The organism is Dehalococcoidia bacterium, from assembly GCA_035528575.1.
GTDB lineage: Bacteria > Chloroflexota > Dehalococcoidia > E44-bin15 > E44-bin15 > DATKYK01.
This window is the reverse complement of sequence record DATKYK010000020.1, coordinates 129,685-155,275: the sequence shown is the minus strand read 5'-3', so window position 1 is coordinate 155,275 and position 25,591 is coordinate 129,685. Positions and strand designations below refer to the sequence as shown.

The following is a 25,591-nucleotide window of genomic DNA, read 5'->3' as shown; positions in this document are numbered from 1 at the left end:
CCTACCCACTACTACACCCCACTCAATAGAAGGCGCTGATTGTATGCTTTCTTCTCAGGTGTCCAGTAGAAATCTATGGCAGCCAAGCGATAAAGCTGTGAGGAGATGTCAAGGTGGGGCACGGTTAGCTCAACAACATCGTAAAGATCATGGGCTACATTCATTGGGACTGTTATCGTGCCGGCAACTTTAGAGAGCTCGGCTTCTCTTAGAGTTGCCTCGCCTTGCTTGTGGGCGTCGGCTGCTGTAGCAATGTTATCGTCAAACTCTTTGGAAAGTCTATCGTAGACAAGGTTAATCTCTGACCACCTATAGTCCCCCACGGCAATAGTCTCAGAATGTGTTAGGGCGATATTTTCAGAAATCGTATTCTCGAACGTGACACACTCGCTCACCTTGTGAGCGATGCCATAGGCATAATCGGCGCTATCGGTCGATTGCGGATGAATAAGATACGCAGTATCACCGAACAAAGAGAATAACGTCCTCAACAAGCGATAAGAGGCGCTTAACGGCAGTTATACCACGCTCCCCCGGGTGAATAGTGAAAGCGGGCTCGTAGGCGGTGATGCGGCTCGACGTCGAGTAGGACGATAGCGCGATGCCGGCACGGGCGAATACGAACGACAGCAGCTGGAAGATGTTTTTCTCGCTGGCAGCCCAAGAGAACTGATAGCGGGCTATCCAGTTATAGAGTAGCGACCACCCGTCCAGGGCGTGCAGGGTGACAACGGAACGCCCCTTTTTAAGAGTGCGCTCGATAGAATCGATTGTAACTATGGGGAGATAGCCGGCGGTCTCCGCCCCGGCTGCGGTGTGGTAGCCGAGTTTCAAGCGGATATCGCACCCTCTGGTAAAGGACGGTGAGTTGTACCGGCCGTCGTCGTTTCGAAGTAATAGACTGAGCTCTCCCGATAAGGGCTTCAGCGATAGGTGGGCACCGGTGAGATCACCGGTCAAATCCACGCTGGCGGGAGTGAGAACTGCGGTCCAGTACCCGTAGGGGCAGCTTAAAAAAACGCTACCGCCGGCGTGGGCCATGTGAATACCATACTCACTCGATAGGTTGAACGGTACAGGCTCACGCCACAGGTTGTCGATAAAATCGGCGGTGGGGAGAGAGTAGGTAAAGAATGGCATGGAATAAGCCTCAGTACCGCTATAGGTCTCGATAAAGAACATGCGGAACACATCGGGCATATCGAGGGTGGGGAAGTGGTAGGAGATACCCGATCCATACTCGGCCGACATGAGCGCATTGAGTGAATACCACGTCCCCACGGCACCGCTATAGCCGTCGCCGAGTATGCACGTCCATAATCCGGGGCAATCGGCGGTATCGGTGCCGGTGACCGCCACATTCCAGTCTCCCATGTAGGTGACAGCGATACCGGTAATAGAATTGAGGCTATTGGTCCAGGCGGCGGCCGCCTCCCAGGTCCCGCCGCTTAATCGACGGCGGTAAATGGACGCTCCAGTGGAATAGAGCACAATGGCCTCGTCAGCATCCTTGAAGCAGCAAGCGAGGCGGAAGTCGGCGGTCCCTGTTATATCGCCCATATCGACCCAAGCAGCCCAAGAAACGCCGTTATCGGCGCTCTGGCGGCGGTATAGGTGGCCGTCGAGGCCGATACGGAATAGATAGACGCTCGACCCGTATGAGCAAGCGGCGACGGCATAGGACGTGACGCCGACGTAGTGGCAGACGAAGGGGACGCCGAACGCCTCAGCGCTGGCAATGGTGGTGGGGTAGACAGTGACGGGACCGGGCGCAACGGTGGGGACGCCGAACGCCTCAGCGCTGGCGATGGACGGGGGGGCGATCACCTGGTCATATTTGAGGTTGGGCTTGCCGAAGGATTCAGCGCTTGGAATGGAGGAGGGGAATACGTGCAGGGGGACGAGGGCGACCGTGGGCGTGCCGAACGCCTCTCCTGAGGCGATGGACGGGGGGGAGACGGTAACGGGGCCTGGGGCTACGGTGGGAGTGCCGAATGCCTCGGCGCTGGCAATGCTAGTGGGGGCGATGGTTTGTGTAGTAGTACCCCAGTCCTCGAAGTTCTTGTCATAGTCGGCATAAATTGTCCAGTTAACGCCGTTATCGCTACTACCACACAGTTGACCACCGGCATAGGGATTGCCACCTGCGCCTAGACCCTGGACGTAATTAGAAGTGTCACCACTGGGGGCTTTGATAAGGATGGCGTACTTCGTTGATGCTGCAAGGGCAGTACCCGCCCCGAGAGTGATTTCATAGAGTACACCTGCGGTATCCGTGGTAAAGCCGTTGCCGTCTATAGTGCCTGAGCATAAATCAACACCTGTGGGCTTGCCGTTGACATCTGTGGCCCGTATGCTCGCAGTTACAGTACCTGGAGAACCTACACGAAACGCCTTTATCTTTACGGACGTGATGATGTGGGCGACAGAAGGGGTAAAGGTTTGGGCGCTAACCGAGTTGCCCTGGGCTGCCCAAACAGCTGTCGCGCCGGCGTCATAATACTCATACCTGGTGGACATGGCTCAACCTCAGTTTCAAGTTTTCAAGCCGCAAGGTACAAGTTACAGCTTAAATATCTTGCTCGCCCCATCAGCCCACTGGACCTCGATATCTCCGGAGTTGGGCGTGACGGGCAAGCCGGTAGCGCTGTCGATGTAGGCTATTAGACGGGACGTGGATTCAACGCCGGTGTGCTTGTAGAGCACTATCGCCTCACACTGATCCCCGGTCACCGCGCTAAACGTCACATCGTCGGCGTCGGCTACGCCATCGACCACCGTCTTGCCGGTGAGCGATCCGGAGACGGCAACCCTGGCCCCTGCGGGGATGTCGTCGAGGTTGTCGTGGGCGTCCAGGTCAACGGTATAATCGGCGGTATCGATCAAGATCGCCCGGATGTCGTCGGTGTCCCAATCGATACTCCCATCGAGAAAACCCTGCCTAGCTTTTTCATAGAGCATGTTAGCCATTGTGATCCTCCTTATAAGATTTGAGTGTATAGCTTGTTGTCGCCTGGATTGACCCACAGCCTGAGAATATGATCGTCACCGGTGGCGGTCAGAGCGTTAAAACCGTCTCCCTGGGGGCCTTCATATTCTCTGGTGAAATCGAGCCGGCGGATGCCCGCTATCCTCTGGCGGACCTCGGCCGTAACGTAGGGGCGTGCGGACCCTGACCGCTGCGCTGCTTTAAGGGTATCGCTTAGGCTTCTCATTTACGCTTTCTCTTTGCGGAAGCAGTCCACTATAGCTTCGGCGAGAATGTAGATGGCCATTACTGCGTCGACAATAACTACCTCTTCAATGGGTATGTCATAGCCGAGAAGAGCCACCATAGAAAAGATAGCAGCGATCACGCCAATCCAGAACTTCCTGCTGCTAAGCTTTGAAATAACCATAACTAATACCTCCTCTCTTAAAGCATTAAATCAGAACCGCCAACGTATCGGGGAGAGACCTGCCGGCCCTGACGTAGTGATTGGCTAGATGCCTAGCTGCCTCGATGATCTCGCCCTCCCCCGATACATCGGGGTCTTTCGGGTCCCCCATGATAGCAAACGCCTCCCTGGGGAGTCCGATGTTTCACTCGGACATGCTCACCGGTGCCTCGGCGGGGGTGTAGAGCCTGGATACTAACGCCCGGTGCCGGCGCCCGAGGCGCTTTATCTGGCTGTAGAACAAGTCTAATTTAAGGTCACCGGAATGGCGGTAGTCAGCGGATACATCGGGACCGCCAAGATTAACCCGGTTAACCGAATAGCCGCCCCACGATATCAGAGCATAGCCCTCAGACCCCATAGCTAGGAGATCGTGATACTTCGTGGGCAAGGTGGTAGCACTGCCATTGAGGGTGTGAATCTTGCCATAGTAGATAGTGCAATCTGAGCCGTCGGGGATAGGCCCCGATAGATCGAGGAGAAAAGTTAAAGTATCCCCCCACAGGGAGAAGCGCTGATAACGCCTGGGAGTGCAGTCAAGAGGATACTCGACAGCGTGAACAACCACACGATCAGAGAGAGAGGCTATATCAAGGTCCATCGAACCACTGACAGTTGAGAGAGTTACGGTAGTCTCACGGGGAATCTGCTCGGAGAGATCATAGAGAGCGTGGGCGATATGACGCTTGAGCTCATCATCCGTCCAGTTGTAGTTTTCGGAATCCTCATCCCTGAGATCCCGCCTGACCTGGGTGACCATGATTGATAAGTCCACCTAACACCTCCGATGATATTTCATTCATCGCCCCGATGTATCGGGGTCCGTCGGACCCCTTTCTATATATTAGGGCTAAAAAAACAGCCTTACGAGTTTGCCCCTAAGTGCCCCAGTTTCACGAGTCGAATACCATACAACGTATGGAATAGCCGAGAGGCGGGGCCGAAAAACGCATGCCCTCGACTGGTGGGTTTCGTTTCACTACACCCACCCTACAGCCCCGATACAGCCCCGCCTCTCCCGCGCTATACAAGAGTAAAGTACCCCTTGGCCTAGTCCGTAACCCCGTACAGGCGACCGAGCTTTACTGTGCTGAACAGGGCTAGCCCGCAGTAAAACTTGATGCGGGTACGGGTGGCATCGTAGCTCTCAAGCTGACCGACCCTCTCCACCTGTATCAGCCCAGGAGACGAAAGCCCGCACAGAGCGCCCTCCCCCATCTGGAAGGCGTAGATATTGGAGGTAACGCCGCTAGTCCCCTGGGTGACGTTGTCCAGTATCCAGTCACTGACCCCGACAGGAATGCCGTTATAGAGATCAATGAAACTGCCGAACTCGTCACGCTCGGTTTGGAGATTGACACCGGCTGCCCTGGACAGGGCGTTGATCTTTCGCCTCGACCGCCGGCTCATGAGCAGGAGATCGGGCTTCCCGCCCAACACCTTATCGATGAGCTCGTCCAGCATGGCCAGGGTGAGCGTGGCCCCGTTAGTCCCCGCCTCAATGGAAGGACAGCGACGGCAGGTCCAGGTAACACCCTCGTCAACAACAGTCCCCCCCTCGGTGGTGGGCCAGGTCGGCTCGGTGGTGGCGTGGGAACTGCCGGCAACGGTAGCCTCATACCTCCACCCATTAAAGGTGGTGGCGATGCAATAGTCCCCCAGGGCGTAGGCGGTATCGGCTGCCCAATCGGAATGCACGGGAACGAGTGCATTCAGGCCGGCGAAGTCCTTAGCCCCGGAAGTCCCCAGGCCGTCGATGAAGGTTTTCTCGAACTCATGGCGGATAGCCTTAGAATTGAGCTCAATTACCGCTGCCTCCACGTCCTGGATATTGGAGCGGGTGGCCTTGATGAAGTTGTCCACGTCGGCGTTAGCCCCCAGGATCTCCAGGCCGGCGGTGACTTTAGTGAGCGTTGGTGCGGTCTCGGCACCCCACGCAGCGTTTTCGTCATACCATGCGACAACGGGCAGGGTAAGCTCCCGGTTGTAGGTTAGCCCGTTTCCTACAACCTCGATAAACGGCAGCCGCTGCAATACCGGCGAATCCTTGACGATGGTCTCCATAATCCCCGTCAAGAGAATATCGGTCGATAGCTTGGCTGCTTCGGTTAGTGTTATAGCCATTACTTGGCCTCCTTTGCGACAGCGTATGCGATCTTTTCCTTAGCGCTCATGGCCCCGATAAAATCGGGGGTGCCCGTGCGCTCGGGTGAGCCGGCGGGGACCGTAACAACCTTTGCCTGCTCGGCGACATTGGCCTTGACCTTATCGACGAGCAGTAGAGCGCTACCCAGGGAATCGTCGATCTCCTTAATAGTCTCACCCATAATCATATTCTCAAGTAGCTCAGGGTGGGCGGCGTAGAGCCTATCCTTGTACTTGGAAATAGCCTCGGATAGACTATCGGTAAGGCCGGCGATCCTCTCCTCCGCGGCGGCGCCTGCAGGCCGTAGCGTGGAAAGCTCCTGCTCCTGAGAATCGGCAAGGGCGCTCTTCTCGGCAAGGGCTTCCTTCAGCTTCCCGAACTCGGCATCCCTGGCCGCTAGGGCGGCTTGTAATTCGGCAACCTGCCCTCCGAGCATAGCATCGGAGTCCGATGTTTCCGCTCGGACCGGAGCCTGGTCGGGAGCACCATCCGTTGGTGCAGTGGTTTCCTCGGTCACAATATCCTCCTCGTTTTTATTACCTCCGAGCACCCCGATTTATCGGGGCACTCGGACAAACGCTAAGGCGACACATCACTCACTCACTCCCAAGGTGTGTAGACTTTGCGTTAAGGTCTCTATTCTGCTGCATTATTCGCTGTCTCTCGGATAGCCACTGAGAAAACTCCCGCTCAGGGTCCTCTATCCCGAGGCTATCCATGGCGTAGCGCCGTGAATGAACCCCGCTCTGGATTAGTGCTACCTCATTGGTGACCTGGCGCTGGAAGTCACGGGGAAGCACCGGCCCCCAGATAATGCGGTGGGTGACATCGCCATAAGATTGCCCCAGGAAGCGCTCGGCAAGGGCGAGGATCATCTCGTTTCGGCGGCGGTATACAGCGGCACGTATGAGGCGCTTTCGCCTAACTTTCTGAAGAAGGGGCTGCATCTCAATCTCCAGGGCAACGCCTGAGAGGTCTCGCTCAGCCCCGCCCCATGCTGCCTTGGGGGATTCAGAAACGTCGTGGATTATGCGGAATAGGAGCTCGATAAAATCGATATGAAGTCGGACGCCCCCGCCCTGGAGCAGGTCGAGGAGATAAGCCCTGGCATCCTCAGGTATATTCCAGACAGAGCCTGGCCGGACGGCAATATCGGAGGACTCCTCCACATTCTCCAGAACGGCGATAGGGTTGCCGGAGAGCTCCAGGATTCGGGATAACTGCGACACGGCTCTATTGAGCTCGCGCTGGGATTCGATTATGACGGGGATATCGGAGATCCCCCAGAACTTCTTAGGCTCTCTGAGATTGGGGAATAGCAGATAGGGTATAAAGCCGTAAGGGTTTGCGCTGCTATGGACCTGATCGCTATCGATCCATAGCTCAAATAATTTGTCCGTCCAGAGCTCAACGACCCAGGCGGTCTTGCCCTTGGGTAATATGCCGTAGAGTATATTTACCTCCTCAGCGGATAGACGGTAGCGCGCAGCCACCCGGTAAACAGAGGTGACATTATCCGGTATCCACCAGGCGTATAGCCCCTGGACATCCGGAGCAGTGACGAGAATGCGCTTCTCAGTGGGAGACCAGGTGACCTTATAGGCAGCGTCTCCCATCACAGCGCAATCAACCTCGGTATCAAAGTCGAGGGCGAAAAGATCATTATCGTCATAGACGCTGCGTAAAAAGCGCTCGGCAGCCGCCGCAGGATCGGGGGAGCTTTCTCCGAATGGAATATCGGAGTCCGTAAGACGGACAGGAATGACAGGGTCTACAGCGAAAGTAAAGCCCGACATGAGATAGGAGCTGACTTTATCGACAAGGGCTTTGGCATAGTTGATAGTCAACTGACGTTCGCTACGGGCGGAACGGCGTTGCCACTGCTCGCCGTTGTAGAAGGCCAGGTTCTCAGAATAACGATTCATGCGGTCGCGGTCCATCCGGGCCAGTTGCTGGGGGAGGGTTATATTATTCATAGCTCCCCCGGTCCGATCGGGTTGCTATGATGCGATATACCGTTCGCCGGCTCACCCCGAAGCGCTCTGCCAGCTCCCTGACCGCAACCCCCGCCTGGTGGAGGCGCGCCATCTCTCTATTCCTCAGCTCCTTTCTGGTTTGCCTCCCCGGGATGTCGTAGCGACAGCGGGTGAGGGGGCAGCGCAGGCATGAGGGGAAGAGGTCACAGCCATCGTCCTGGTAGTGCTCTTGCTCCGGGGGCAGTTCATCCATGCGCCCATATTAGAACATATGTTCCACCCTGTCAACAGGGTTTTGTCACTCTCCGGTAAACCGTTGTAAAGGGGAGTCCCCCGATTACATCGGGGGAGGGGGTTTGGGGGTATCCCCCAAAATTCTACATACCAGGGAGGGTGGGTGGGAAAAGAAAGGACGGTCTGCGGCGTGCAACACGACCGCCATTGCGAGGAGCCCTGGCGACGTGGCAATCACAGTGGTGTTCTGTCGTGAAACAAGGCATGCTGAAACAAGTTCAGCATGGCGACGTGGAGATTGCCACGCGATGACATTTTGGGGTCTATCGAGTTAACTGGCTGCAGGGAGCCACAATAGTGCTTGACAACGCCTGTATTAGCGTGGTATATAATGGCTTTCTTAGTGTTGGATACGCGGATGGGGGCAGTTTTTAGTCAGAGCCCGTTATATTAAAGGGGTAGCCAAAGCCGAAAGGGAAGTAAGGGGTGAACATGGGTACAAAGAAATGGCTTACACCGCTAGCAATAGCGACCGTGCTGACAGTGGCTCTGGCAGTCCCGCTGCTGAGCCTCAATGCCGCACTGGCGGATCCTGGCGATATTACTAAATCGGATAGCCCTCCGTATAACGGTGAGATTCTCCAGATGACCATCGACATGGACGTGCTGACGCCCACTGTGACGCCAGGGGGTCAGGTGCAATACACGATCAATGTAAGCAACTTGGGCCCGCTTACAGACGGGTTAGGCAATTTACCACCAGGTGTGGACCTTTTGGACGGTGCGATAAATGTCTCTATCTGGGCGGAACTGCCCGCCTTTTTCACCTATGCCAGCACTGGTACTGTAATAGAATGGGGTGGTGCTACACGCCACTCTACTGAACCGACACCGGGTGATACGTCACCGCTCTGGAGCTACTGGGACATTCCGGGCGGCGGTGGTGTTCTTATCCCGTTTACAGCGAATGTGCTTCCCGGTATTCCCCCTGGCACCTATGATGCCAACGCCTTCGCCAGTGGCGATAACTTCGGTCCGATAGATGATGAGGGTCCCACAGGCCAAGACCTCAACACTCCACCGGGAGAAGACCCGGAGCCGGATGAGGACGTCACTGTGGGGTATCCGGTTGGCGGGATTGTAGAGCCGGTTGGCCCGTTGGAGCTGGCCGCGACCCCTGGCGAGCCTTCTGATGAAGCCTCTACGGTTATATCAATTGCCCTGGGGATTGGGATAGCGGTGCTTTTCGCTGCCTTCCTTGTTTGGTCGTTGAGAAGGAGGCGGGTCATCAGCGCAGGCAAGAGCCAGTGAATGTGCCGTAAGCGAAGGCAATCAGGCATAACGTAGAGCCCCGCCCTAGATGGCGGGGCTCTCTCTTTCCCGCCCGCCCTGAGATAGCCACCCCCGATACATCAGGATCGCAATGACAGTTTAGAGTCCGCAGCGCCCAGTGACAGGAGGATAATGCCCCGGTGTCATCATCCGGCTGTTTTTCAAGGTCATCATCAGGCTTGACCGGATGATCCAGGAAGCATGCTGAGCCATTTTCTGGATTGCCCGATCTCCGGGCAAAACATCGGAGTCCGATCGCTGTCGGACAAGTCGGGCAACGACAGGGGCGGTCCGCGGTGCGCAACACGACCGTCATTGCGAGGAGCCTCGGGCGACGTGGCAATCTCAGCGTTGTTCTGCCGTGAAACAGGGGATGCTGAAACAAGTTCAGCATGACGACGTGGGGCGACGGCCTGCGGTGCTAGGGTGACAGGAGGATAATACCCCAGTGTCATCATCCGGCTTGACCGGATGATCCAGGAAGCATGCTGAGCCATTTTCTGGATTGCCCGATCAAGTCGGGCAACGACAGGGGCGGTCTGCGGCGCTCAAGGAGATTCTCAGGATGACACAGGGCGGCCGCGGGCGCTCCTCGGCCTGTACCCTGCTGCCTCGATGAGAAGCGACAGGCTCATGAGGAAGTCGTCGTGCCCCTCGGCGGGGTCGACATAGAAGTTCATGGTCTGGCTGGGGCGGAAGAAGCTCTTGGCCCTCTCCATCTCGTGCCAGAACTCGCGGTACTCCTCGGAGCCATCTGCGGCATACATCTTGACCCTTCCCGAGTTAATCGCCGCCAGCAGGGCAAAGCCCAGCCGGGACTTGCTCTGCTGGGTGAAGGTGAAGGGGGTAACCACCGGACGCCCCAGGGCCTTCTCGAGGAAGGCCGCCACACCGGCGCCCACCCCGGTGGCGTCCACCACCACCCGCCGGCAGCCCCAGACGTTCTTCAGCAGGTCCACGAGCTGCGGGTAGAGGTCGGTGTGGGGTCTGCCGGTCCAGCGGTAGTGCTCCACGATGTTCACCCCGGGCTGGGGGAGCCCCGATACGTCGGGGGAAAAGTCCAGCTCCCCGATGGTGACCACGGTGGAGTCCTGCCGCGGCTTCATGGCGCGCAGCATGGCGTCCTCGCCTTCCTCGGCCTCACCCGCCAGGTCGACCCCGGCAACATACTTACGAGCTCCCCCTCCGAGTGAAATATCGGAGTCCGATCTCCGTCGGACGGCATCCACAACCCCTCCGGGGTGACGCAGACGCTGATGAGCCCCCTGGAGCTGGGCACGCTGCTCGGGGCTGAGGAAGCCGCCCCCGCCCCGTATCGGCTTGAGGGCGTACTGGGTCTGGAACAGGGGGTGGCTCTCCCCCAGCCTCTCCTTCTCCGCCTCGACGTAGCGCCGGTAGTCGGGATTGTAATTGGCGACCTCCTGCCAGTCGTAGCGGAAGTGCCGCTTTAGGCCGTCCCTTCTCTCCAGCTCCAGATTGGTCTGCTTCACCTCCTCCAGCAGGGTGGAGTCGTCCCAGGTGGTCCCATAGTGCACCGTGGTCACGTTGGTAGCCGAGCCCATGGGGCGAAACTCCTTGGAATATTTTTCCCTGGATACATCCTGGCTCTCGTCCACCTCCAGCAGGATATGGGCGGTTGCCCCAACCACGTGGCTGGCATTGTCGGCGCTGAAGAATATCTCTCGAGCCGCCCCCAGCCGCAGCATGTAGCCCAGCTCGGGGACCCAGAAGCCGCTGTAGCCGGCGTCGCTCAGGCGCTCCTTGAGCCGTATCATGCTGTTCACCGTCTGCGGCTTGAAGGTGGGGGAGCACTTGACCAGGTTTCCACCCTTTGCCATGAAAAGGGTGAGCAGCAGCACCTCTAGCTGGGCTGAGAGCTCGTTCTTGCCCCCCTGCCGCGCCATCTCCACCGAGAATGTAAGCCCCCGGTGGTTGAGCACGCTATCCAGGATCGCCCTGCCCACCGCTACCTGATAGGGTCTCAGCCGCTCCTTGATCAATTTTTCGTCCTCTCCGACTGCATATTTGTTTTTAACGGTTTGCCCCTAGGGTAGGCTGGCCGATTGCCATGGGTAAGCTGGCCGACGTCGGCCAGCCTACCCTAGGGGACAGCCTACCCGCTACCAAGATAAGGTGTTCAGATGAGGCGCACGACGATCTCTGCCAGCACCAGGGCGATGAGGAGGAAGATGAGGCCGTTGATTCGCCCTTTAAGCTCACCGAGCTCGCGCTCCATGTTGCGCAGTCTCTCCTCCAGAAGCGCCCCGAAGGGGCACCCCGGCGACATTTCCGGGCCGACATGTCGGCCGAGGCGGCGCTTGCCCCCTATTTTAAGGAAAAGCTCGCCGATGCTTCTTTCCAGTCTCTTCGAGCTGTCACCCTCCATTTCTTGACCCTCATTTCCCGTCGCGGGCCACCCCCTGTCGTGGTGGGTCGCAAGCTGTCCCCTGTCATTGCCCGACTTGATCGGGCAATCCAGAAAATGGCTCATCATGCTTCCTGGATCATCCGGTCAAGCCGGATGATGACCTTGAAAAACAGCCGGATGATGACCTTGAAAAACAGCCGGATGATGACACTGGGGTATTATCCTCCTGTCATGATGCGCTGCGGGCCCTAAACTGTCATTGCTCGGCAATCCCCACGTCCTAGTGGGTAGGCTGGCCGACGTCGGCCAGCCTACCCACTAGGACGAAGGGGGGGAGATGTCGGAGAAGAGGGCGCCGCCCAGCTCCTTGAGAACGCCGTCGATGGCTGCGGCAAGGTTGTCCTGCGATTTCCTTGAGAGGCGGTACTCGGCTCCCACCGCCTTCACCAGCAGCTCCACCCCGCGGAGCATAAGCGGCATGTTGTCCGGGTGCTCCGCCAGGGCGGTGGAGAGCTTCACCCGCAGCAGGGCGATCTCCTCATCCAGCCCCTCCACCCCCCTTGCCTCGGCGATAAGCACCCGCTCGGCCTCGCTGAGCGCCCGGGCGTAAAACCCACCGTTTGCCTTCTTGCCGCCGGCAGCGCTTTTCCTACCCTGCCTTTTCGCCATCTTCACCCTCGAGCAGGTCGAGGACCCCTTCTATGGAATCGGCGGGGATGCGGGAAAGCTCCTCCACGAGGCCGATGAGCAGGCACAGCGCCGCCAGCTTCCACTTTCTGGTAGCGATCGCCCTTGCCAGAGTCATCATCCTCCCCTCCTTTTTCTCTTTTCCGGGGGGTTAGGCTGGCCAAGCCTGTTGCCCAACTTGATCGGGCAATCGGCCAGCCTAACCCCGGACACCCGCCCTGCCCTGTTAACATTTTGAATCGGCCTCCTCGCTCTATCCCGGCATACGGAGAAAGGACCGCTTCGCGCCTTGAGGCTGGTGAAAACCCTACCTTCTTCTGTTCAGCAGGCGTCGCAGTATAAGGGCGCTTACCAAAAGCGAGCACAGGCACAGGAGCAGCCGCACCCCCAGCCAGAGACCGGGGTCGAGTAGTAAGCCGCTTAAAAACTCCTTTCCATTATATATATAGGAAAGGGAAAAGCAGGTGAAGTAGAGGCTTTCGATGAGAATCGCCAGGCTCAGCAGGGCCAGCGCCAGCGCCCCGGTGCGCCTCCTCCGCAGCGGGGAGCGGTAGGTGGAGAAGTAGACCGCGTTGAACCCGCTGCTTAGGGCAGTTACGATATACTGGGTAAGTATGATTTGGTCGATAACCATGATTTGCCGCCGGGTTGAGGTCCGAGCATAGCATCCCCCGATCTATCGGGGCGATATTCCCACTCGGAGCCAGAATAGCACTAATGTTCTACCACTGTCAAGGATATTCTGTCACCCCGGCGCCGCTGGCAGTCGCGGATGTGGTGGGTTTCGTTGCACTCTACCCACCCTACATCTGTTTCGCGACAGAACACCGCTGATACCCAATATCCGCCGCGTGGCCTCGGTCCGCCGGGTAGGCTGGCCGATTGCCCGATCAAGTTGGGCAACAGGCTTGGCCAGCCTACCCACTTTCATGCTGAACTTGTTTCAGCATCTCGGCCGGTGCATTTTCCATAAAGACGGGGCTCAGGCGGTCGGTATGAATTTTGAAGGAAATCGCAAAAAGTATTGACAGGTCACCGAATTTGTGATAGATTTGCATCCGCTACGTGCTGGGCTATTGACAACGCGGAAACTTTGTGATATAAGTTAGAAACGCTTTGTTTTTATAGCTGTTGATATAGGATTTTGATATATGGGAGCATGCCCCGGATCCTGTTGATGGCAATCATCGGCATGAGGGAGAGATCGAAAGGCTCAGCCGCCGGAAGGTAAGGTATCGGCGGGTGCCTTTCTATTTTTAGAATAAATAGCGGAGGTGATGAAGTACCAAGGGGTAAGAAGATTGCGGGGTATTGAAAATAGGCGATCGGTGTGCTATACACTTGACAAAACAGCAGGCAGGAGTTTATAATAGCCCAATTATCGCAAAGAAAGGGGGGATGTATGTAGATTGAGGACCAAAGAGGAGATAAAAAGTAATGAGAGTTACCTCATAAATAGGAATCTCTCAAGGGAGAAAGGAGTTGAGTAATGAGTAAAGTACCAAAATGGCATGTCAAGGCAGTATACATGGTCTTTGCCTTGGCTTTAGTAGTGAGTCTCAGCGGTGCTTTTGTTGTGGCCGTGGCTCCCACGTCCGCGCAGGGGCCCGATGAGTACAATACCCTGCGGATATACGGGAAGTGCGGGGAAGATGCCGCCTTCCCCTACACCGATTACCAGGCGCCGTTTGCCCCGCAGAGCAGCGAGGCGCCGCCCAAGGACTTTATCCAGTGGAACCCGGCATACATGTACCACCTGGATTCGGCGTCCAACGGGGTATTCGGAAACTTCTTCACTGAAATCAAGGCGAATAATGCGGATGCCAACGAGAAGGTTCACCTGAGGCAGTGGTACGTTCCCAAGTATGAGGAGCCCGCCGGGTGGGTATTCGCAGACCAGTCGATTGTAAAATCTCCCGACCTGGTGAAGGAGTACACCTACCTCCTGCTGGCTCCCTCCAGCAACAACCCAATTTTTGGGAACCCCGGCAAGACGCGGTTCGTGTTCCCCATAGCTGATCAAAATCAGGAACAGACCGGGCTTGATAGCTACGATATGAACGGGGATTACCCGGATGCCGGCGATCCGTCTAGAGGGGCCGATCTCACCTTCATACAGGCCATAGGCATGACTGATACCTTGGCTGCGGAGTGTCCCGACCAGGACGGTCTCTGGCCGCCAACGAATCAGTGGATAGATAACCAAATTAACGTACAGTGGGTGGATTTCAACACGGACCTCTTCCTTGCATCTGCCGGCGATACCATCCGCTTCCTGGACCACAGGGCGGATATAACGGCAGTCACCACCAGCCCTGCCAGCGTCACCCTTGACCTGTACTACTCGGGCAACGCCGCGGATGAACTCCTTTTCAGCGGTTTGATCGTTCCGCTGGACAAGACGCTCTCCGCGGGCAGGCACCAGCCTGATGTTGCCGTTGAGGACCTGACCACCATGGGGGCGCCATCACCGGCTCATCCCAATAACAATCCGCCTTCGGAGTCGGGCAAGTTCATCTGCGGCACCAGCAAACTGAAGCTGGTCAAGTCACCGTGGTACCTGCAGGTGTCAAGTGCCGCCGGCGGCAGTGCCTATATAGTGGTCGGCCGCCTGATAACCGAGGGCGAGAGCTTCTTCGTCGACGGCGCCGAGTACGATGTCGCCATGCTACACACCGTTTGGGACGCTGCGGGATCGACCCTCAACGAGGTGAAGGGTGAGATCCTCGGGGTTCAGGCTAACCCAGGTAATCTAGTATTCGGCCCTATCGACATCGCAAACCATGCTGGAGCAACTTCGGCTTACTTCGCTGACTGCAGTGGCGCTGGAGCTGCGCCGGACAAGAACGATGTATCGGCTTATGTGAATGGTGCCGGGGCATCAGTTGCCAGCATCAACCCGGCTACAGGTATGGTAACCCTTACTGTAGCTCCGATAGCTGGACAGAAGGTAACCCTGGACTACTGCTACAACACGGAGGCCTTCAAGTACATCACCATCAGGAACCCCATTCCCAAGTTTGATGATGTACAGCTACTCGGCCTGAGCATCACCAAGGAGTCGATTGAGGACTGCTATGATACCCCGGCGATACCGATGCTGCCGCCGTTCAACATGCAGCACGACATAATCGACGACACCAACATCCCGGATGCCTTCACCTTCATCGACCCGGCCGACCCCCTGCATCCGCAGCACTGCCCCATACCCGACGTGCAGCTTCCCGATAACCTTGCCGATGCTAGTGACTTAAACTCCGACTACGGATTTGTCGCTGGGAATACATCATGGGGCAAGTTTCAAAACGATGACAGACCGACATACGATGACACCCTTGTAATGGTCTCCTGTTCTGCCAACATGAGCAATAATGTGTTCATGTGGGTCAACACAGCAGGTGACGGATACGGCGACAACAGCTTCCTGCCATTCACGCTGAATAGCATAGATGACAGGTGGATAGGGAAGGACTCTGGCCAGTTCCCCACCGGTGTCGCGGCCATCGTGGAGTGCTTCGAGCAGGAGGACAAGGAGCCCCGATTCGACACCAACCTGCTGGAGGAGAAATTCACCGAACCCAACCCGACACCGGGGCCAGAAGAGTGGGAGTGGAAGAACATCGAGACGCTGCCCTACCTCTACACCGAGATGAAGCTCCCCGAGCAGCCAGACATCACCGACCCGGCGAACAATGACGACGGCGACTACATCCTGGTAAGCTCGTGGATGACCGAGGACTCCACCGATATATGGTCGGTAAATGCATCGAATGCTGTCAGGATGAAGTTCGTCTACGACGCCCATGTGGACAAGATAAACAGCGCCGACATCTATGTAAACGACGCATCCTACAACAGGCTATACAACGATGAGGACAGCAATAGCCAGACGGTCATAGATGCGGCAAGCATCAGGGTATACGGCAAGTGCAACCTGAGCGCTGCATTCCCCTACACCGATTACCAGGGGCCGTTTGCTCCGCAGAGCGATGAGGCTCCTATAAAGGACTTCATCCAGTGGAACCCGGCCTACATGGACCACAATGACCTGGCAGCCAACGGCATATACGGCGACTTCTTCAAGGGCATTACCGTCAGCAATGGCGATGGCAACGAGAAGGTGCACCTGAGGCAGTGGTACGTTCCCAAGTACACCGAGCCCAGCGGCATAGTGTGGTACCAGCCTCAGCCGGCCGACTGTATAAAGTCGCCCGACATCGTCAAGGAGTACACCTACACACTGCTGGATGCCATGAACGACCCGAAGCCGGGGCTACCCGGCCACACCACGTTTGTCCTGCCTATCTCTGATAGCTCTAACGAACAGCCAGGGCTGGACGACTACGACGTGAACGGCGATGGCCTTGCCGACCTGGTATTCCTGGAGACGGTAAGCGCGGTGGATACAGGCGATCAGGATGACGATGACGCCCTGTGGCCGCCAGAAGACATGACCGAGGGTTACAGTTGCGTTCCCGGCCTGGTTACAGTGGATAACCAGATTCCGGAGGGCACCAACTGGATCGACATCTCCACCGGCATGCTCCACGTCGAGGTGGGCGATGTGGTCCGGTTTATGGACCACGCCCTAAAGATAGACCAGATTATGGTCGGTTCGATCGGGGTTACCCTCTATTACATCGGCAACGAGGCCGATCAGTCTCTAACGGCCGCCCTTAATATCCCGCTGGAATGGACGCTAGCGTCCGGCAGGGACAGCTACAACGTAGAGGACCTGAGAGCCGATACGGCGGCAACCGGCGAGCCTTCGCCGTCATATCCGCCTTCGCAGTCCGAGCGATTTGTGGAGGGCGCCAGCCAGCTATCCCTGGTAACGGAGCCCTGGTACTGCCAGCTGCGGAGCGTTACTGCTACCGAGGCCAACATCGTGGTCGGCCGCCTGATAACCGAGAGCGGGAGCTTCTTCGTCGACGCAGCCGAGTACGAGATCGCCAAGTTATACACGCCCATCGAGCCGTCAAGCGACGCTGGTACCTGGGGAACAGGTTATGGGCTCAAGTACATCACCATCAGGAACGGACTTCCCAAGGTAAATGATGTCACCATTGCCTCCCCGAGCATAATAAAGACGGGCGTTCCCCCCTGCTACGAGTGGCCCTGTGAGAGCGCGGCCCTCATCCCGTTCCTGCCGCCGTTCAACATGCAGCATGACATGATAGACGACGTCAACATACCGGACGCCTTCAGCTTCATCGACATGAGCGACACCCACTCTCCGCAGCCCTGCCCGATGCCCGATGTGCAGCTTCCGGATAACGTGTGGAACAGTACTGTGTATCAGGACATGGATGGGGCCACTGGCGTACAGGCCTGGGGCAACATTACGAACGATGACAGAGCACTGGCGGACGACACCCTTGTAATGCTTACCTGTGGTAGTGAGGGTGTTCTACCAATGTTCTCGTGGTTGGCAGCGCCTGACGGCTTCGGCGACATTAGCTTCCTGCCCTACGACATGAACACCATAGCTGAGCGGAAGATTGTGGATGTCGCTGCCACCAAGGAGTGCTGGAAGGACGAGGCCAAGGAGCCCCGCTTCGATACCAACCTCCTGGAGGAGAAGTTCCATGAGAGCGGTCTTATAGAACTGTGGAAATGGAAGAACATCGAGACGCTCCCCTGGGACTACACCGAGTTTGTTCTGCCGGCGCTGCCGGACATCACCGATCCCACCGCAGGGGTAAGCGCGGATGACGGAGACTACATCCTGGTAAGCTCATTCCTGACCGAGGACTCAACGAGTACGGTTCTTGGTGCTGGTGCGGTCAGGGTGAAGTTCTACCACGATTTCGCCTACTCGCCGGAGTACAAGACCGGCCTCTACGTCAACACCCGCGGCGCTACCTGTGACCTGGAGGGCGATGTCAACGGCGACGACCTCATTAACTCGGCAGACCTCCAGCTGATTGCCCAGCATATAGTGGGAACTATAACGCTGACCGGCGATCCGTACCAAGCCGCCGACGTTAACGACAGTGGCACGGTTAACTCGGCAGACCTACAGTTGATGGCACAGTACCTTGTGGGGACGATTCCGTCGTTCCCCGGGGGACTGTGTATTCCCTGAACAAGGGATGATAAGAGCAGGAGGCTGTCTACCATGACAGCCTCCTGCCAATACCCCGAGGGGAGGTGAAAATGATAATTAGAAAGGAAGGCGTGCCAATGGTAATCAGGAAGATATCCGCGGTAGTTTTGGCCTTGGCGGTTGCCTTGATGCTAACAGCGACTCCGGCGGTGGTACTGGCAGACCCGGGCACGTCGGTTTCTATTGAGGACGCTTTAAGTGTACCCGTTGGTGGCACTGACTCTGTCGAAATAGTAATATCTACCGATGATGCGCAGGGCTTAGGCTCAGCCACCATAACGCTTACAGTTAATACGGCTGTTGTTACAGTGACCAATGTGGCGCCTGGAGTTCTAGGCACCGTTTACTACAGTACCGCAGGCGGTGTTACTACCATGACGTGGGCCACAGGGAGTTCGCCCGGGCCAATCGGTATTGATCTGCTGTTTGCTACAGTGACACTGCAGGCGGTAGGCGGTGCTGGCCAGTGCAGCAACCTGGATATTGCCGTGACGTCGATGTACGATGCGACGGCAGGCGACCCGCAGGCGATAGTAGCCAGCCCGGTGACCGACGGCCAGTTCTGCATCTCAGGGGCAACCCCAACACCGACGCCTACCCCAACCCCAACGCCAATAGTAACACCCACGCCAACACCGGCACCGGGAACCACGGTAGCTATTGATTGTTGTTCAGATGTACCTGAGGCTGGCAGTTGTGATGTAGACATTACAATAGAGACCGATGACCCGCAGGGCATAGGTTCGGCCACTATTACGCTTACAGTTAATACGGCTGTCGTCAGTGTAGGCAATGTGGCGGATGGAGACCTTGGCACCGTTTATAGCAATACGGTGGGCGGTGTCACTACCATGTCAGCGGCCACAGGTGCTTCACCGGGACCTACCGGTACAGTCACATTTGCCACCGTGACGCTGAATGCGGTAGGCAGTAGTGGCGAGTGCAGCAATCTGGATATCGCTGTGACATCGGTGTACGATGCGACGGCGGGCGACCCGCAGCCGATAACCCCGGGTGAAGTGACCGATTGCACCTTCTGCATCGAAACGCCGGTAACACCAACACCGACACCCACGCCAACACCCACGGAAACGACGGTAGCTATTGATTGTTGTTCAGATGTACTTGAGGCTGGCAGTTGTGATGTAGACATTACAATTACAACCGATGACCCGCAGGGCATAGGTTCGGCTACCATAACGCTTACAGTTAATACGGCTGTTGTCAGTGTCGGCAATGTGGCGGCTGGAGACCTTGGCACCGTTTTTAGCAATACGGTGGGCGGTGTCACTACCATGTCAGCGGCCACAGGTGTTTCACCGGGACCTACCGGTACAGTCTTATTTGCCACCGTGACGCTGAATGCGGTAGGCAGTAGTGGCGAGTGCAGCAATCTGGATATTGCTGTGACGTCGCTTAATGACGGGACGGCGGGCGACCCGCAGCCGATAATCCCGGATGCAGTGACCGATTGCACCTTCTGCATCGGCATCGTCGCACCATGTACCTGGACCTTCCCCCATGGCCTCAACACGGACCCGTCGGCGGTTTTCTCCAGGTTATATGACTGCGTGACGGTTAGCCTGCCTACTGCAACAGAGCCGGCTAATCTAGTTTCGGTGTGGTACTACGATGAGGTCGCACAGGACTGGGAGTACTTCGTGCCAGGTTGGCCGATTCAGGACAGCACCCTGACCAGCCTTGAGAACGGCAATATATACCAGGTCATCGTGCAGGACGCCTGTACCTGGAATATACCACAGCCATAGGCAGATAATTTTACCTAAGGGCCCCCGATGTAACGCGGGGCCCTTAGGTTTACGCTCGCATAGCTGAATTGTAGACATAAATAATACATCGATTAAGGAAGGGGGTGGAAGGGAAGTGAGAAAGCTACGAAAACTGGCGGTAGTTTTTTTAGTAGTGGCGCTGCTCTCTATAGGGGTAGTGCCGCTGGTTACAGAGGCGCAGATTCCTCCTGCGCTCTACCGCTGCACCGTTTATAACTGTGATGTGCCTGTAGGTGCGGGTGTGTTGGTGGAAGCCTATGTTGGAGCAGGGGTAACTCCACGGGCTACGGGATTGACGGACGGTAGCAGTGTATGTATCCTGGAGGTTTCAGTGACCCAGCCCGAGGTTGACTCATCTGAGGCCATAAGCTTCAAGGTTACCGCAAACCATTGGGCTGCTAGTGAGACGCCGGAGGTGGATGTGACGCTGGAAGCCCCGGAGGTCCGCCTGGATATCTGCATAACTCAACCGGTAGCTGAGGCCGGCGGTCCCTACTCCGGTTATGAGGGCGACGTTATAAACCTGTATGGTTCTGCAAGCCTTGGGGTTCCACCCTATAGCTATGCCTGGGACCTGGACTACGACGGACTGTTTGATGACTCCACCGATCAGAACCCGACATATAGCTGGGGCACGGCAGGAGACTACACCGTCGAGCTTAAGGTGACCGATAATGCAGCGCAGGAAGATACCGACACGGCGGATGTGCACATCGACCCGGAATGTGAACTCGACTTTCCTCACGGCCTCACCCAGGACACAGCGGCGATCTTCCCCAGGTACTATGACTGCTTGACGGTTTCTCTTCCCACTTTAACGGAGCCCACTCAGCTTATAGTAGTATGGTACTATGATGAGGTCGCACAGAGCTGGGAGTGGTTTAGGCCGGGGTGGCCGGAGAGCATCCTGACCAGCCTTGAGAACGGCGAGATCTACCTCATCATCGTGCAGAATGCATGCACATGGACGATACCGCAGATATAATAAGATATAAGAGGATGAGTTAGCTAACTTAGAAAGGAGGGAAAGAGAAATGCGAAAATTCAGAATATTGGTGACTGTGATCTTTGTAGCGGCCCTTCTGGCTCTGGCAGCAGTCCCATTAACTGCCGAGGCACAGCTTCCCGCTGCGCTCTACCGGTGTACCGTGTATGAGAATAGTGCACTTGTAGGCGCGGGGAGGACTGTCGATGCCTATGTAGGCGCCGAGCCGTCCCCTCGAGCGTCGGCAATAACGAGCGCTTTGAGCGTAGCTATACTGGAGGTTCCGGTGACATTGGCCGATATTGACCCCGCACAGGCAATAAGCTTCAAGGTTGATGGGGTGCTTGCCACTGAGACTCCGGATGTTGACGTGACCCTGGGAGCCCCGGAGGTAGACCTGGACCTCGTTACTGATCCCTGCAACCCGAAAAAGGTGACAAACCTGGCAGTGACTGGCCAGGATAGTGATTCCATAAACCTGAGCTGGACGGCACCGGGTGAGGACCCCGACGGCACCGGCACCTGCACTGCCTACGATATCCGCTACGCTTTATCCCAGATATCGACCCCGGCAGGTTGGGTAGCGGCGGCCGATGTAGCGGGCGAGCCTACCCCCAGCGCGCCGGGTACGCCGGAGAGCTTCACTGTTAACGGCCTGAGCCCGGGTACTACCTACTGGTTTGCCCTGAAGGCTGAGGATGATGTCGGCAAGCTGTCTGATATCTCCAACAGCCCCAGTGGCACCACCCTCGTGCCGGGGATGAGCCTCGCCGGGGGCTGGAATATCGTGTCGACGCCGGTGAAACTGGAGAGCACTGGCAATAAAAATAGGTTTGGGAACATTATTCCCACGGGTGTGGTGGCAGCCTACCGCTTCTATGGCAACAACTGGTATGCGGTAACATCCTACTACGTGTTAAAACCGCTGGAGGGCATCTACGTTAACGTTGCTACCGGAGGGACTGAGTGTTACTTTGTTCCTGAAGATGGCATCAGCGCGCCACCTATCCGGAGCCTGTACACTGGATGGAATTTAATCGGGCCGGCGCCGGGTTACGACGGTGGCTTCCCCAATACGCCAGTGATGGAAGTCCTGGCATGTATGATTACAGGGGGGTTCTACTTTGGCGAGCTTAGCTTCAGTAACGTGGTTAGCCCCGCTTTGAATCAGCCCGGTTGGACATTCAATCCGTGGTACTATGGTTCAGAGCCTGACATGCTCCCGTACAAGGGCTACTTCGTCTATATGGAGGCCTATGACACCCTGGTAGGATACAGCACCACACCGATTGCTCCATAAATAAGTAGTATTTAAGCAAAGCTATACCAGATGGGGGCTTAATTAAAGCCCCCATCTGAATTTAGGGGGAGTTTTTAGAATATGACCTGGAATATACCGCACAGGATAATACTCGGTTTGTGCCTGTCTTTCTTGCTGCTGTGTTTTGCGTCCCCGGTCTCTGCCCAGTCTATCCCTCTACTACCCCATGCTTTCTACGGGAATGTTACCATCGGCGGCGAGCCGGCGCCGGTGGGAACGCTGGTTTCGGCGAAGGTCCATGATATCGATAGCGGCAGCGTTACCACCTGGGATCTGGGAAGCTACGGCTGGGGCGTGGGCCTCCCTCCAGAGGAGGCCAAGGCTAATCTGCTGGTCCAGGGTGAGGATATCAGCGATGGTGACACCATTGACTTTTATATCAACTATGAAAGAGCAGACCAGGACTTCACCTTCGAAAGTGGAGAGGTAACCCAACTGGACCTCTCCGTGGATTGGGCGCCCCCGGTCACCCCCACACCGATGCCGACGGGCACGCCAGCAGTAACCCCTACCGCCACGCCGGCGGGCACGCCCAGTAGCACACCAACACCCACACCGATAGTGGGCACCTCGGTAGCTATTGAGTGTTGTTCAGATGTGCCTGAGAGCGGCAGTTGTGATGTAGACATTACCATAGCTACCGATGACCCGGAAGGCATAGGTTCAGCTACCATAACGCTTACAGTTAATACGGCTGTTGTCAGTGTAGGCAATGTGGCGGATGGAGACCTTGGCTTTGTTGCCTATAATACGGTGGGCGACACCACAACCATGACCGCGGCTACAGGTGCTTCACCGGGGCCTACAGGTACTATCACATTTGGCACCGTGACGCTGAATGCGGTAGGCAGTAGTGGCGATTGCAGCGACCTGGATATTACTGTGATAGCGCTTAATGACGGGACGGCAGGCGATCCGCAGCCGATAATCCCGGATGAAGTGACCGATTGTACCTTCTGCATCGGAACGTCGGCAACGCCAACGGCGACCACGACACCTACACCCACGCCGGATGGCGGCGGGTTAAGCGGCGGCGCGATTGCCGGGATAGTGGTAGGTTCGCTGATAGCGGGGGCACTGGTAATGTTGCTTATAATGAGGAGAGGGGGATAACAAAATCCTAAATACGAAACAAATACTAATGACCGAAATCAAAAAGCGGGGGTTCGGGGTTAGGCTGGCCGACGTCGGCCAGCCTAACCGCACGGGGTTGAGGTCTTTATTTTTGAAAATTAGGATTTAGATATTGGCATTTCGCATTTCTACAACCTGGATAGTGGAGATTAGTATATAGAATTTAATCGTGCTGGAAAGGATTTGGGGATGAGAAAGAGGAACTTGAGCAGAATTATCATTCCGATTCTGGTGATGGTGGTCAGCCTCGGCCTGGTGGCAGGGGCTGTGGCTCAGGCTCTGGACGGATCGGTAACCGACCTCCCATTGCAGCAACGGCTGGCTGGTGCTGGTGCCGCCGAAGTGTCGCAGCAGGCTCCTCAGGAGCTCCAGGCGGCGCCGCTCAATCCCGACTTCGTCGAATGCATCGAGAATCCACCGGAGCCCTTCTACGGCTATCTGCCCCCGCCGATGGACCTGAGCCACCTCCAGGACATCCCGGTGAGGCGAGGAGGGGCACAAATACTGCCCAGCGCCTTTAACTGGAGTGATTCGGGCGATGTGACCCCGGTTAAGGATCAGAATCCGTGTGGGACCTGCTGGATATTCGGCACGCTCTCCGCATTGGAATCGAGGGTCTTGATTGAGGATGGGGTGGAGTATGATTTCTCCGAGCAGAATGTCGCCTGTTGCACCGACCCATCATGGGTCTATCTGGTTAACAACCGCTGTATGGGAGGTGGCTGGTCATGGCTTGCCACCGATATTCTCACCAAGAAAGGAACCAGGCTCGAGTCCTGTGACCCCTACAACACGGGCACCATCGATACCGAGCCCTGCAACGATAGCTGTTCCACAATCAAGAGGGTCACGGGGTATCGCTGGATAACCGATGACCCTAACGATACCGCTGAGGTTAAGGATGCCGTTTACAACGACGGGCCGGTCTCCATGGCCTACTATCACAACGATGCCTACATATACCCGGGGTTCATCTATTACTATCCAGGGTGCACGGCAGATGCCAATCACCTCGTCTCTATTGTAGGGTGGGATGATGGCATAGCGCACCCGCTCGGTGGCGGCTCCGGGGCGTGGATCGTAAAGAATAGCTGGGGCACCGGCTGGGGAGATAGCGGGTATTTCTATCTGTGCTACGGCTCGGCGAACATGCAGGAGGTGGCCTCCTATCGCTACCAGGACTACGACCCCAACGAGAATCTGTATTACTGGGATGAAGCCGGCTGGATAGGCTCTGTCGGTCTGGGTAGTCCAACCCTGTGGATGGGCAGTGTCTTCAATTCGGGGCAGGACGGCGACCTAACCCATGTGGAGTTCTGGACAACCAGCAACAATGCAGGGTACGAGCTTTACGTTTATGATGGCTCCTTCGGAAGTCAGCTTGCCTACCAGACGGGAACATGCGATGAGCTTGGCTACTATTCAATACCGCTTAGTATCCCTGTACCGCTCACCAGCGGCCAGCAGTTTAGCGTTGCGGTAGAGATGACAACGCCGGGCTATAGCTTCCCCTTGCCTGTAGAGTACCAAGACCTAATAGAATATGGAGTAGATCCCCCCATACAGACCGGGGTGAGCTTCTTCAGTACCGGTGGCAGCTCCTGGCATGATCTGGGCCCTTATGGTTACAACGCCTGCCTGCGGGCCGGGGTAACCACAAGCGGCGGTCCCACGCCCACGCCTACACCTACACCTACACCTACACCTACACCTACACCTACCCCGACTCCCACGCCAACCCCCACGATGACACCGACGCCCACACCGCCCACAACCCCCACGCCTACCCCTACCCCGTTTATCTGGGAGTTCCCGCACGGACTCAACAATGACTCAACGGCGCTTTTCCCCAGGCGTTATGGCGGAGCTGAGGTTGTCTTGGCTAACGTCACTCCACCTAGTGAGCTTATCCTAGTATGGTACTACGATGAGGCTGCCATGACCTGGGAGTGGTTTAAGGATGGCTGGCCGGAGAGTACACTGGAGACGCTGGAGAACTGGAACATCTACCTCATCATCGTGGAGAGTGCGTGCACCTGGGAGATACCACAGCCGTCATAGTCTTGTACAGT

At 56.6% G+C, this 25,591-nt stretch carries 24 protein-coding genes; 7 read left to right on the top strand and 17 right to left on the bottom strand.

What is annotated here, in order from left to right:
* Positions 1-11: 11 nt before the first annotated feature.
* The 11 genes from VMX96_04370 to VMX96_04320 form a co-directional block, all read right to left on the bottom strand.
* Positions 12-473: a hypothetical protein gene (locus VMX96_04370; protein HUU63139.1), complete on the bottom strand. Its 462-nt coding sequence runs from the start codon at positions 471-473 to the stop codon at positions 12-14.
* Positions 463-2,520: a hypothetical protein gene (locus VMX96_04365; protein ID HUU63138.1), complete on the bottom strand. Its 2,058-nt coding sequence runs from the start codon at positions 2,518-2,520 to the stop codon at positions 463-465. The genes VMX96_04370 and VMX96_04365 overlap by 11 nt, the downstream gene beginning before the upstream one ends.
* Positions 2,521-2,562: 42 nt before the next feature.
* On the bottom strand, positions 2,563-2,970 hold the full coding sequence (locus tag VMX96_04360) for a hypothetical protein (GenBank protein HUU63137.1): 408 nt from the start codon (positions 2,968-2,970) through the stop codon (positions 2,563-2,565).
* 11 nt (positions 2,971-2,981) lie between these two features.
* On the bottom strand, positions 2,982-3,215 hold the full coding sequence (locus VMX96_04355; GenBank protein ID HUU63136.1) for a hypothetical protein: 234 nt from the start codon (positions 3,213-3,215) through the stop codon (positions 2,982-2,984).
* Positions 3,216-3,398 carry a hypothetical protein gene (locus tag VMX96_04350; protein ID HUU63135.1) on the bottom strand — a complete coding sequence of 61 codons (183 nt, stop codon included), beginning with the start codon at positions 3,396-3,398 and terminating at the stop codon, positions 3,216-3,218.
* A 25-nt stretch (positions 3,399-3,423) separates the two neighbouring features.
* Positions 3,424-3,549 (bottom strand): hypothetical protein, encoded by a 126-nt coding sequence (locus VMX96_04345; GenBank protein ID HUU63134.1) that lies wholly within the window; start codon positions 3,547-3,549, stop codon positions 3,424-3,426.
* A gap of 33 nt (positions 3,550-3,582) precedes the next feature.
* Positions 3,583-4,212 carry a hypothetical protein gene (locus VMX96_04340; protein ID HUU63133.1) on the bottom strand — a complete coding sequence of 210 codons (630 nt, stop codon included), beginning with the start codon at positions 4,210-4,212 and terminating at the stop codon, positions 3,583-3,585.
* A 275-nt stretch (positions 4,213-4,487) separates the two neighbouring features.
* Entirely contained in the window at positions 4,488-5,561 is a 1,074-nt protein-coding gene (locus VMX96_04335) for a phage major capsid protein (protein ID HUU63132.1), read from the bottom strand.
* The gene (locus VMX96_04330) at positions 5,561-6,100 is read right to left on the bottom strand and encodes a hypothetical protein (GenBank protein HUU63131.1); all 540 of its coding nucleotides are present in this window, start codon (positions 6,098-6,100) and stop codon (positions 5,561-5,563) included. The genes VMX96_04335 and VMX96_04330 overlap by 1 nt, the downstream gene beginning before the upstream one ends.
* A gap of 79 nt (positions 6,101-6,179) precedes the next feature.
* Positions 6,180-7,559: a phage portal protein gene (locus VMX96_04325; protein ID HUU63130.1), complete on the bottom strand. Its 1,380-nt coding sequence runs from the start codon at positions 7,557-7,559 to the stop codon at positions 6,180-6,182.
* On the bottom strand, positions 7,552-7,812 hold the full coding sequence (locus VMX96_04320; protein HUU63129.1) for a helix-turn-helix domain-containing protein: 261 nt from the start codon (positions 7,810-7,812) through the stop codon (positions 7,552-7,554). Before VMX96_04320 ends, VMX96_04325 begins: the two co-directional genes overlap by 8 nt.
* 473 nt (positions 7,813-8,285) lie before the next feature.
* Here VMX96_04320 and VMX96_04315 point away from each other — a divergent pair, with 473 nt between their 5' ends.
* Positions 8,286-9,104: a hypothetical protein gene (locus VMX96_04315; protein HUU63128.1), complete on the top strand. Its 819-nt coding sequence runs from the start codon at positions 8,286-8,288 to the stop codon at positions 9,102-9,104.
* Here the strand turns inward: VMX96_04315 and VMX96_04310 are convergent.
* The 6 genes from VMX96_04310 to VMX96_04285 form a co-directional block, all read right to left on the bottom strand.
* Complete coding sequence (locus VMX96_04310) at positions 9,082-9,441, bottom strand: hypothetical protein (GenBank protein ID HUU63127.1); 360 nt, start codon at positions 9,439-9,441, stop codon at positions 9,082-9,084. The genes VMX96_04315 and VMX96_04310 overlap by 23 nt on opposite strands.
* 244 nt (positions 9,442-9,685) lie before the next feature.
* Positions 9,686-11,125 carry a hypothetical protein gene (locus VMX96_04305; GenBank protein ID HUU63126.1) on the bottom strand — a complete coding sequence of 480 codons (1,440 nt, stop codon included), beginning with the start codon at positions 11,123-11,125 and terminating at the stop codon, positions 9,686-9,688.
* A 137-nt stretch (positions 11,126-11,262) separates the two neighbouring features.
* Complete coding sequence (locus VMX96_04300; GenBank protein ID HUU63125.1) at positions 11,263-11,619, bottom strand: hypothetical protein; 357 nt, start codon at positions 11,617-11,619, stop codon at positions 11,263-11,265.
* Between the two features lie 192 nt (positions 11,620-11,811).
* Positions 11,812-12,162 (bottom strand): hypothetical protein, encoded by a 351-nt coding sequence (locus VMX96_04295; GenBank protein HUU63124.1) that lies wholly within the window; start codon positions 12,160-12,162, stop codon positions 11,812-11,814.
* Positions 12,143-12,301: a hypothetical protein gene (locus VMX96_04290; protein ID HUU63123.1), complete on the bottom strand. Its 159-nt coding sequence runs from the start codon at positions 12,299-12,301 to the stop codon at positions 12,143-12,145. Before VMX96_04290 ends, VMX96_04295 begins: the two co-directional genes overlap by 20 nt.
* 186 nt (positions 12,302-12,487) lie before the next feature.
* Positions 12,488-12,814 (bottom strand): hypothetical protein, encoded by a 327-nt coding sequence (locus tag VMX96_04285; protein HUU63122.1) that lies wholly within the window; start codon positions 12,812-12,814, stop codon positions 12,488-12,490.
* 855 nt (positions 12,815-13,669) lie between these two features.
* Between VMX96_04285 and VMX96_04280 the strand changes: the two genes are divergently transcribed.
* From VMX96_04280 to VMX96_04255, 6 genes are all read left to right on the top strand, one after another.
* Positions 13,670-18,268 (top strand): dockerin type I repeat-containing protein, encoded by a 4,599-nt coding sequence (locus tag VMX96_04280; protein HUU63121.1) that lies wholly within the window; start codon positions 13,670-13,672, stop codon positions 18,266-18,268.
* Between the two features lie 71 nt (positions 18,269-18,339).
* Positions 18,340-20,058, top strand: coding sequence for a hypothetical protein (locus VMX96_04275; protein HUU63120.1), 1,719 nt, complete (start codon positions 18,340-18,342; stop codon positions 20,056-20,058).
* Between the two features lie 115 nt (positions 20,059-20,173).
* Positions 20,174-21,064, top strand: coding sequence for a PKD domain-containing protein (locus VMX96_04270; protein ID HUU63119.1), 891 nt, complete (start codon positions 20,174-20,176; stop codon positions 21,062-21,064).
* A gap of 49 nt (positions 21,065-21,113) precedes the next feature.
* Positions 21,114-22,364 carry a fibronectin type III domain-containing protein gene (locus VMX96_04265; GenBank protein ID HUU63118.1) on the top strand — a complete coding sequence of 417 codons (1,251 nt, stop codon included), beginning with the start codon at positions 21,114-21,116 and terminating at the stop codon, positions 22,362-22,364.
* A gap of 81 nt (positions 22,365-22,445) precedes the next feature.
* On the top strand, positions 22,446-23,498 hold the full coding sequence (locus VMX96_04260; GenBank protein HUU63117.1) for a hypothetical protein: 1,053 nt from the start codon (positions 22,446-22,448) through the stop codon (positions 23,496-23,498).
* Between the two features lie 210 nt (positions 23,499-23,708).
* Positions 23,709-25,580 (top strand): C1 family peptidase, encoded by a 1,872-nt coding sequence (locus VMX96_04255; GenBank protein ID HUU63116.1) that lies wholly within the window; start codon positions 23,709-23,711, stop codon positions 25,578-25,580.
* Positions 25,581-25,591 lie beyond the last annotated feature (11 nt).

Bases quoted from the DNA above. Each gene is read 5' to 3' on its own strand.
- VMX96_04255 (HUU63116.1), top strand. From the start codon at position 23,709: ATGAGAAAGAGGAACTTGAGCAGAATTATCATTCCGATTCTGGTGATG.
- VMX96_04275 (HUU63120.1), top strand. From the start codon at position 18,340: ATGATAATTAGAAAGGAAGGCGTGCCAATGGTAATCAGGAAGATATCC.
- VMX96_04290 (HUU63123.1), bottom strand. From the start codon at position 12,301: ATGATGACTCTGGCAAGGGCGATCGCTACCAGAAAGTGGAAGCTGGCG.
- VMX96_04280 (HUU63121.1), top strand. From the start codon at position 13,670: ATGAGTAAAGTACCAAAATGGCATGTCAAGGCAGTATACATGGTCTTT.
- VMX96_04350 (HUU63135.1), bottom strand. From the start codon at position 3,398: ATGGTTATTTCAAAGCTTAGCAGCAGGAAGTTCTGGATTGGCGTGATC.
- VMX96_04315 (HUU63128.1), top strand. From the start codon at position 8,286: ATGGGTACAAAGAAATGGCTTACACCGCTAGCAATAGCGACCGTGCTG.
- VMX96_04295 (HUU63124.1), bottom strand. From the start codon at position 12,162: ATGGCGAAAAGGCAGGGTAGGAAAAGCGCTGCCGGCGGCAAGAAGGCA.
- VMX96_04310 (HUU63127.1), bottom strand. From the start codon at position 9,441: ATGACGGTCGTGTTGCGCACCGCGGACCGCCCCTGTCGTTGCCCGACT.
- VMX96_04265 (HUU63118.1), top strand. From the start codon at position 21,114: ATGCGAAAATTCAGAATATTGGTGACTGTGATCTTTGTAGCGGCCCTT.
- VMX96_04335 (HUU63132.1), bottom strand. From the start codon at position 5,561: ATGGCTATAACACTAACCGAAGCAGCCAAGCTATCGACCGATATTCTC.
- VMX96_04345 (HUU63134.1), bottom strand. From the start codon at position 3,549: ATGGGGGACCCGAAAGACCCCGATGTATCGGGGGAGGGCGAGATCATC.
- VMX96_04260 (HUU63117.1), top strand. From the start codon at position 22,446: ATGACCTGGAATATACCGCACAGGATAATACTCGGTTTGTGCCTGTCT.
- VMX96_04355 (HUU63136.1), bottom strand. From the start codon at position 3,215: ATGAGAAGCCTAAGCGATACCCTTAAAGCAGCGCAGCGGTCAGGGTCC.
- VMX96_04320 (HUU63129.1), bottom strand. From the start codon at position 7,812: ATGGATGAACTGCCCCCGGAGCAAGAGCACTACCAGGACGATGGCTGT.
- VMX96_04300 (HUU63125.1), bottom strand. From the start codon at position 11,619: ATGATGAGCCATTTTCTGGATTGCCCGATCAAGTCGGGCAATGACAGG.
- VMX96_04285 (HUU63122.1), bottom strand. From the start codon at position 12,814: ATGGTTATCGACCAAATCATACTTACCCAGTATATCGTAACTGCCCTA.
- VMX96_04360 (HUU63137.1), bottom strand. From the start codon at position 2,970: ATGGCTAACATGCTCTATGAAAAAGCTAGGCAGGGTTTTCTCGATGGG.
- VMX96_04365 (HUU63138.1), bottom strand. From the start codon at position 2,520: ATGTCCACCAGGTATGAGTATTATGACGCCGGCGCGACAGCTGTTTGG.
- VMX96_04325 (HUU63130.1), bottom strand. From the start codon at position 7,559: ATGAATAATATAACCCTCCCCCAGCAACTGGCCCGGATGGACCGCGAC.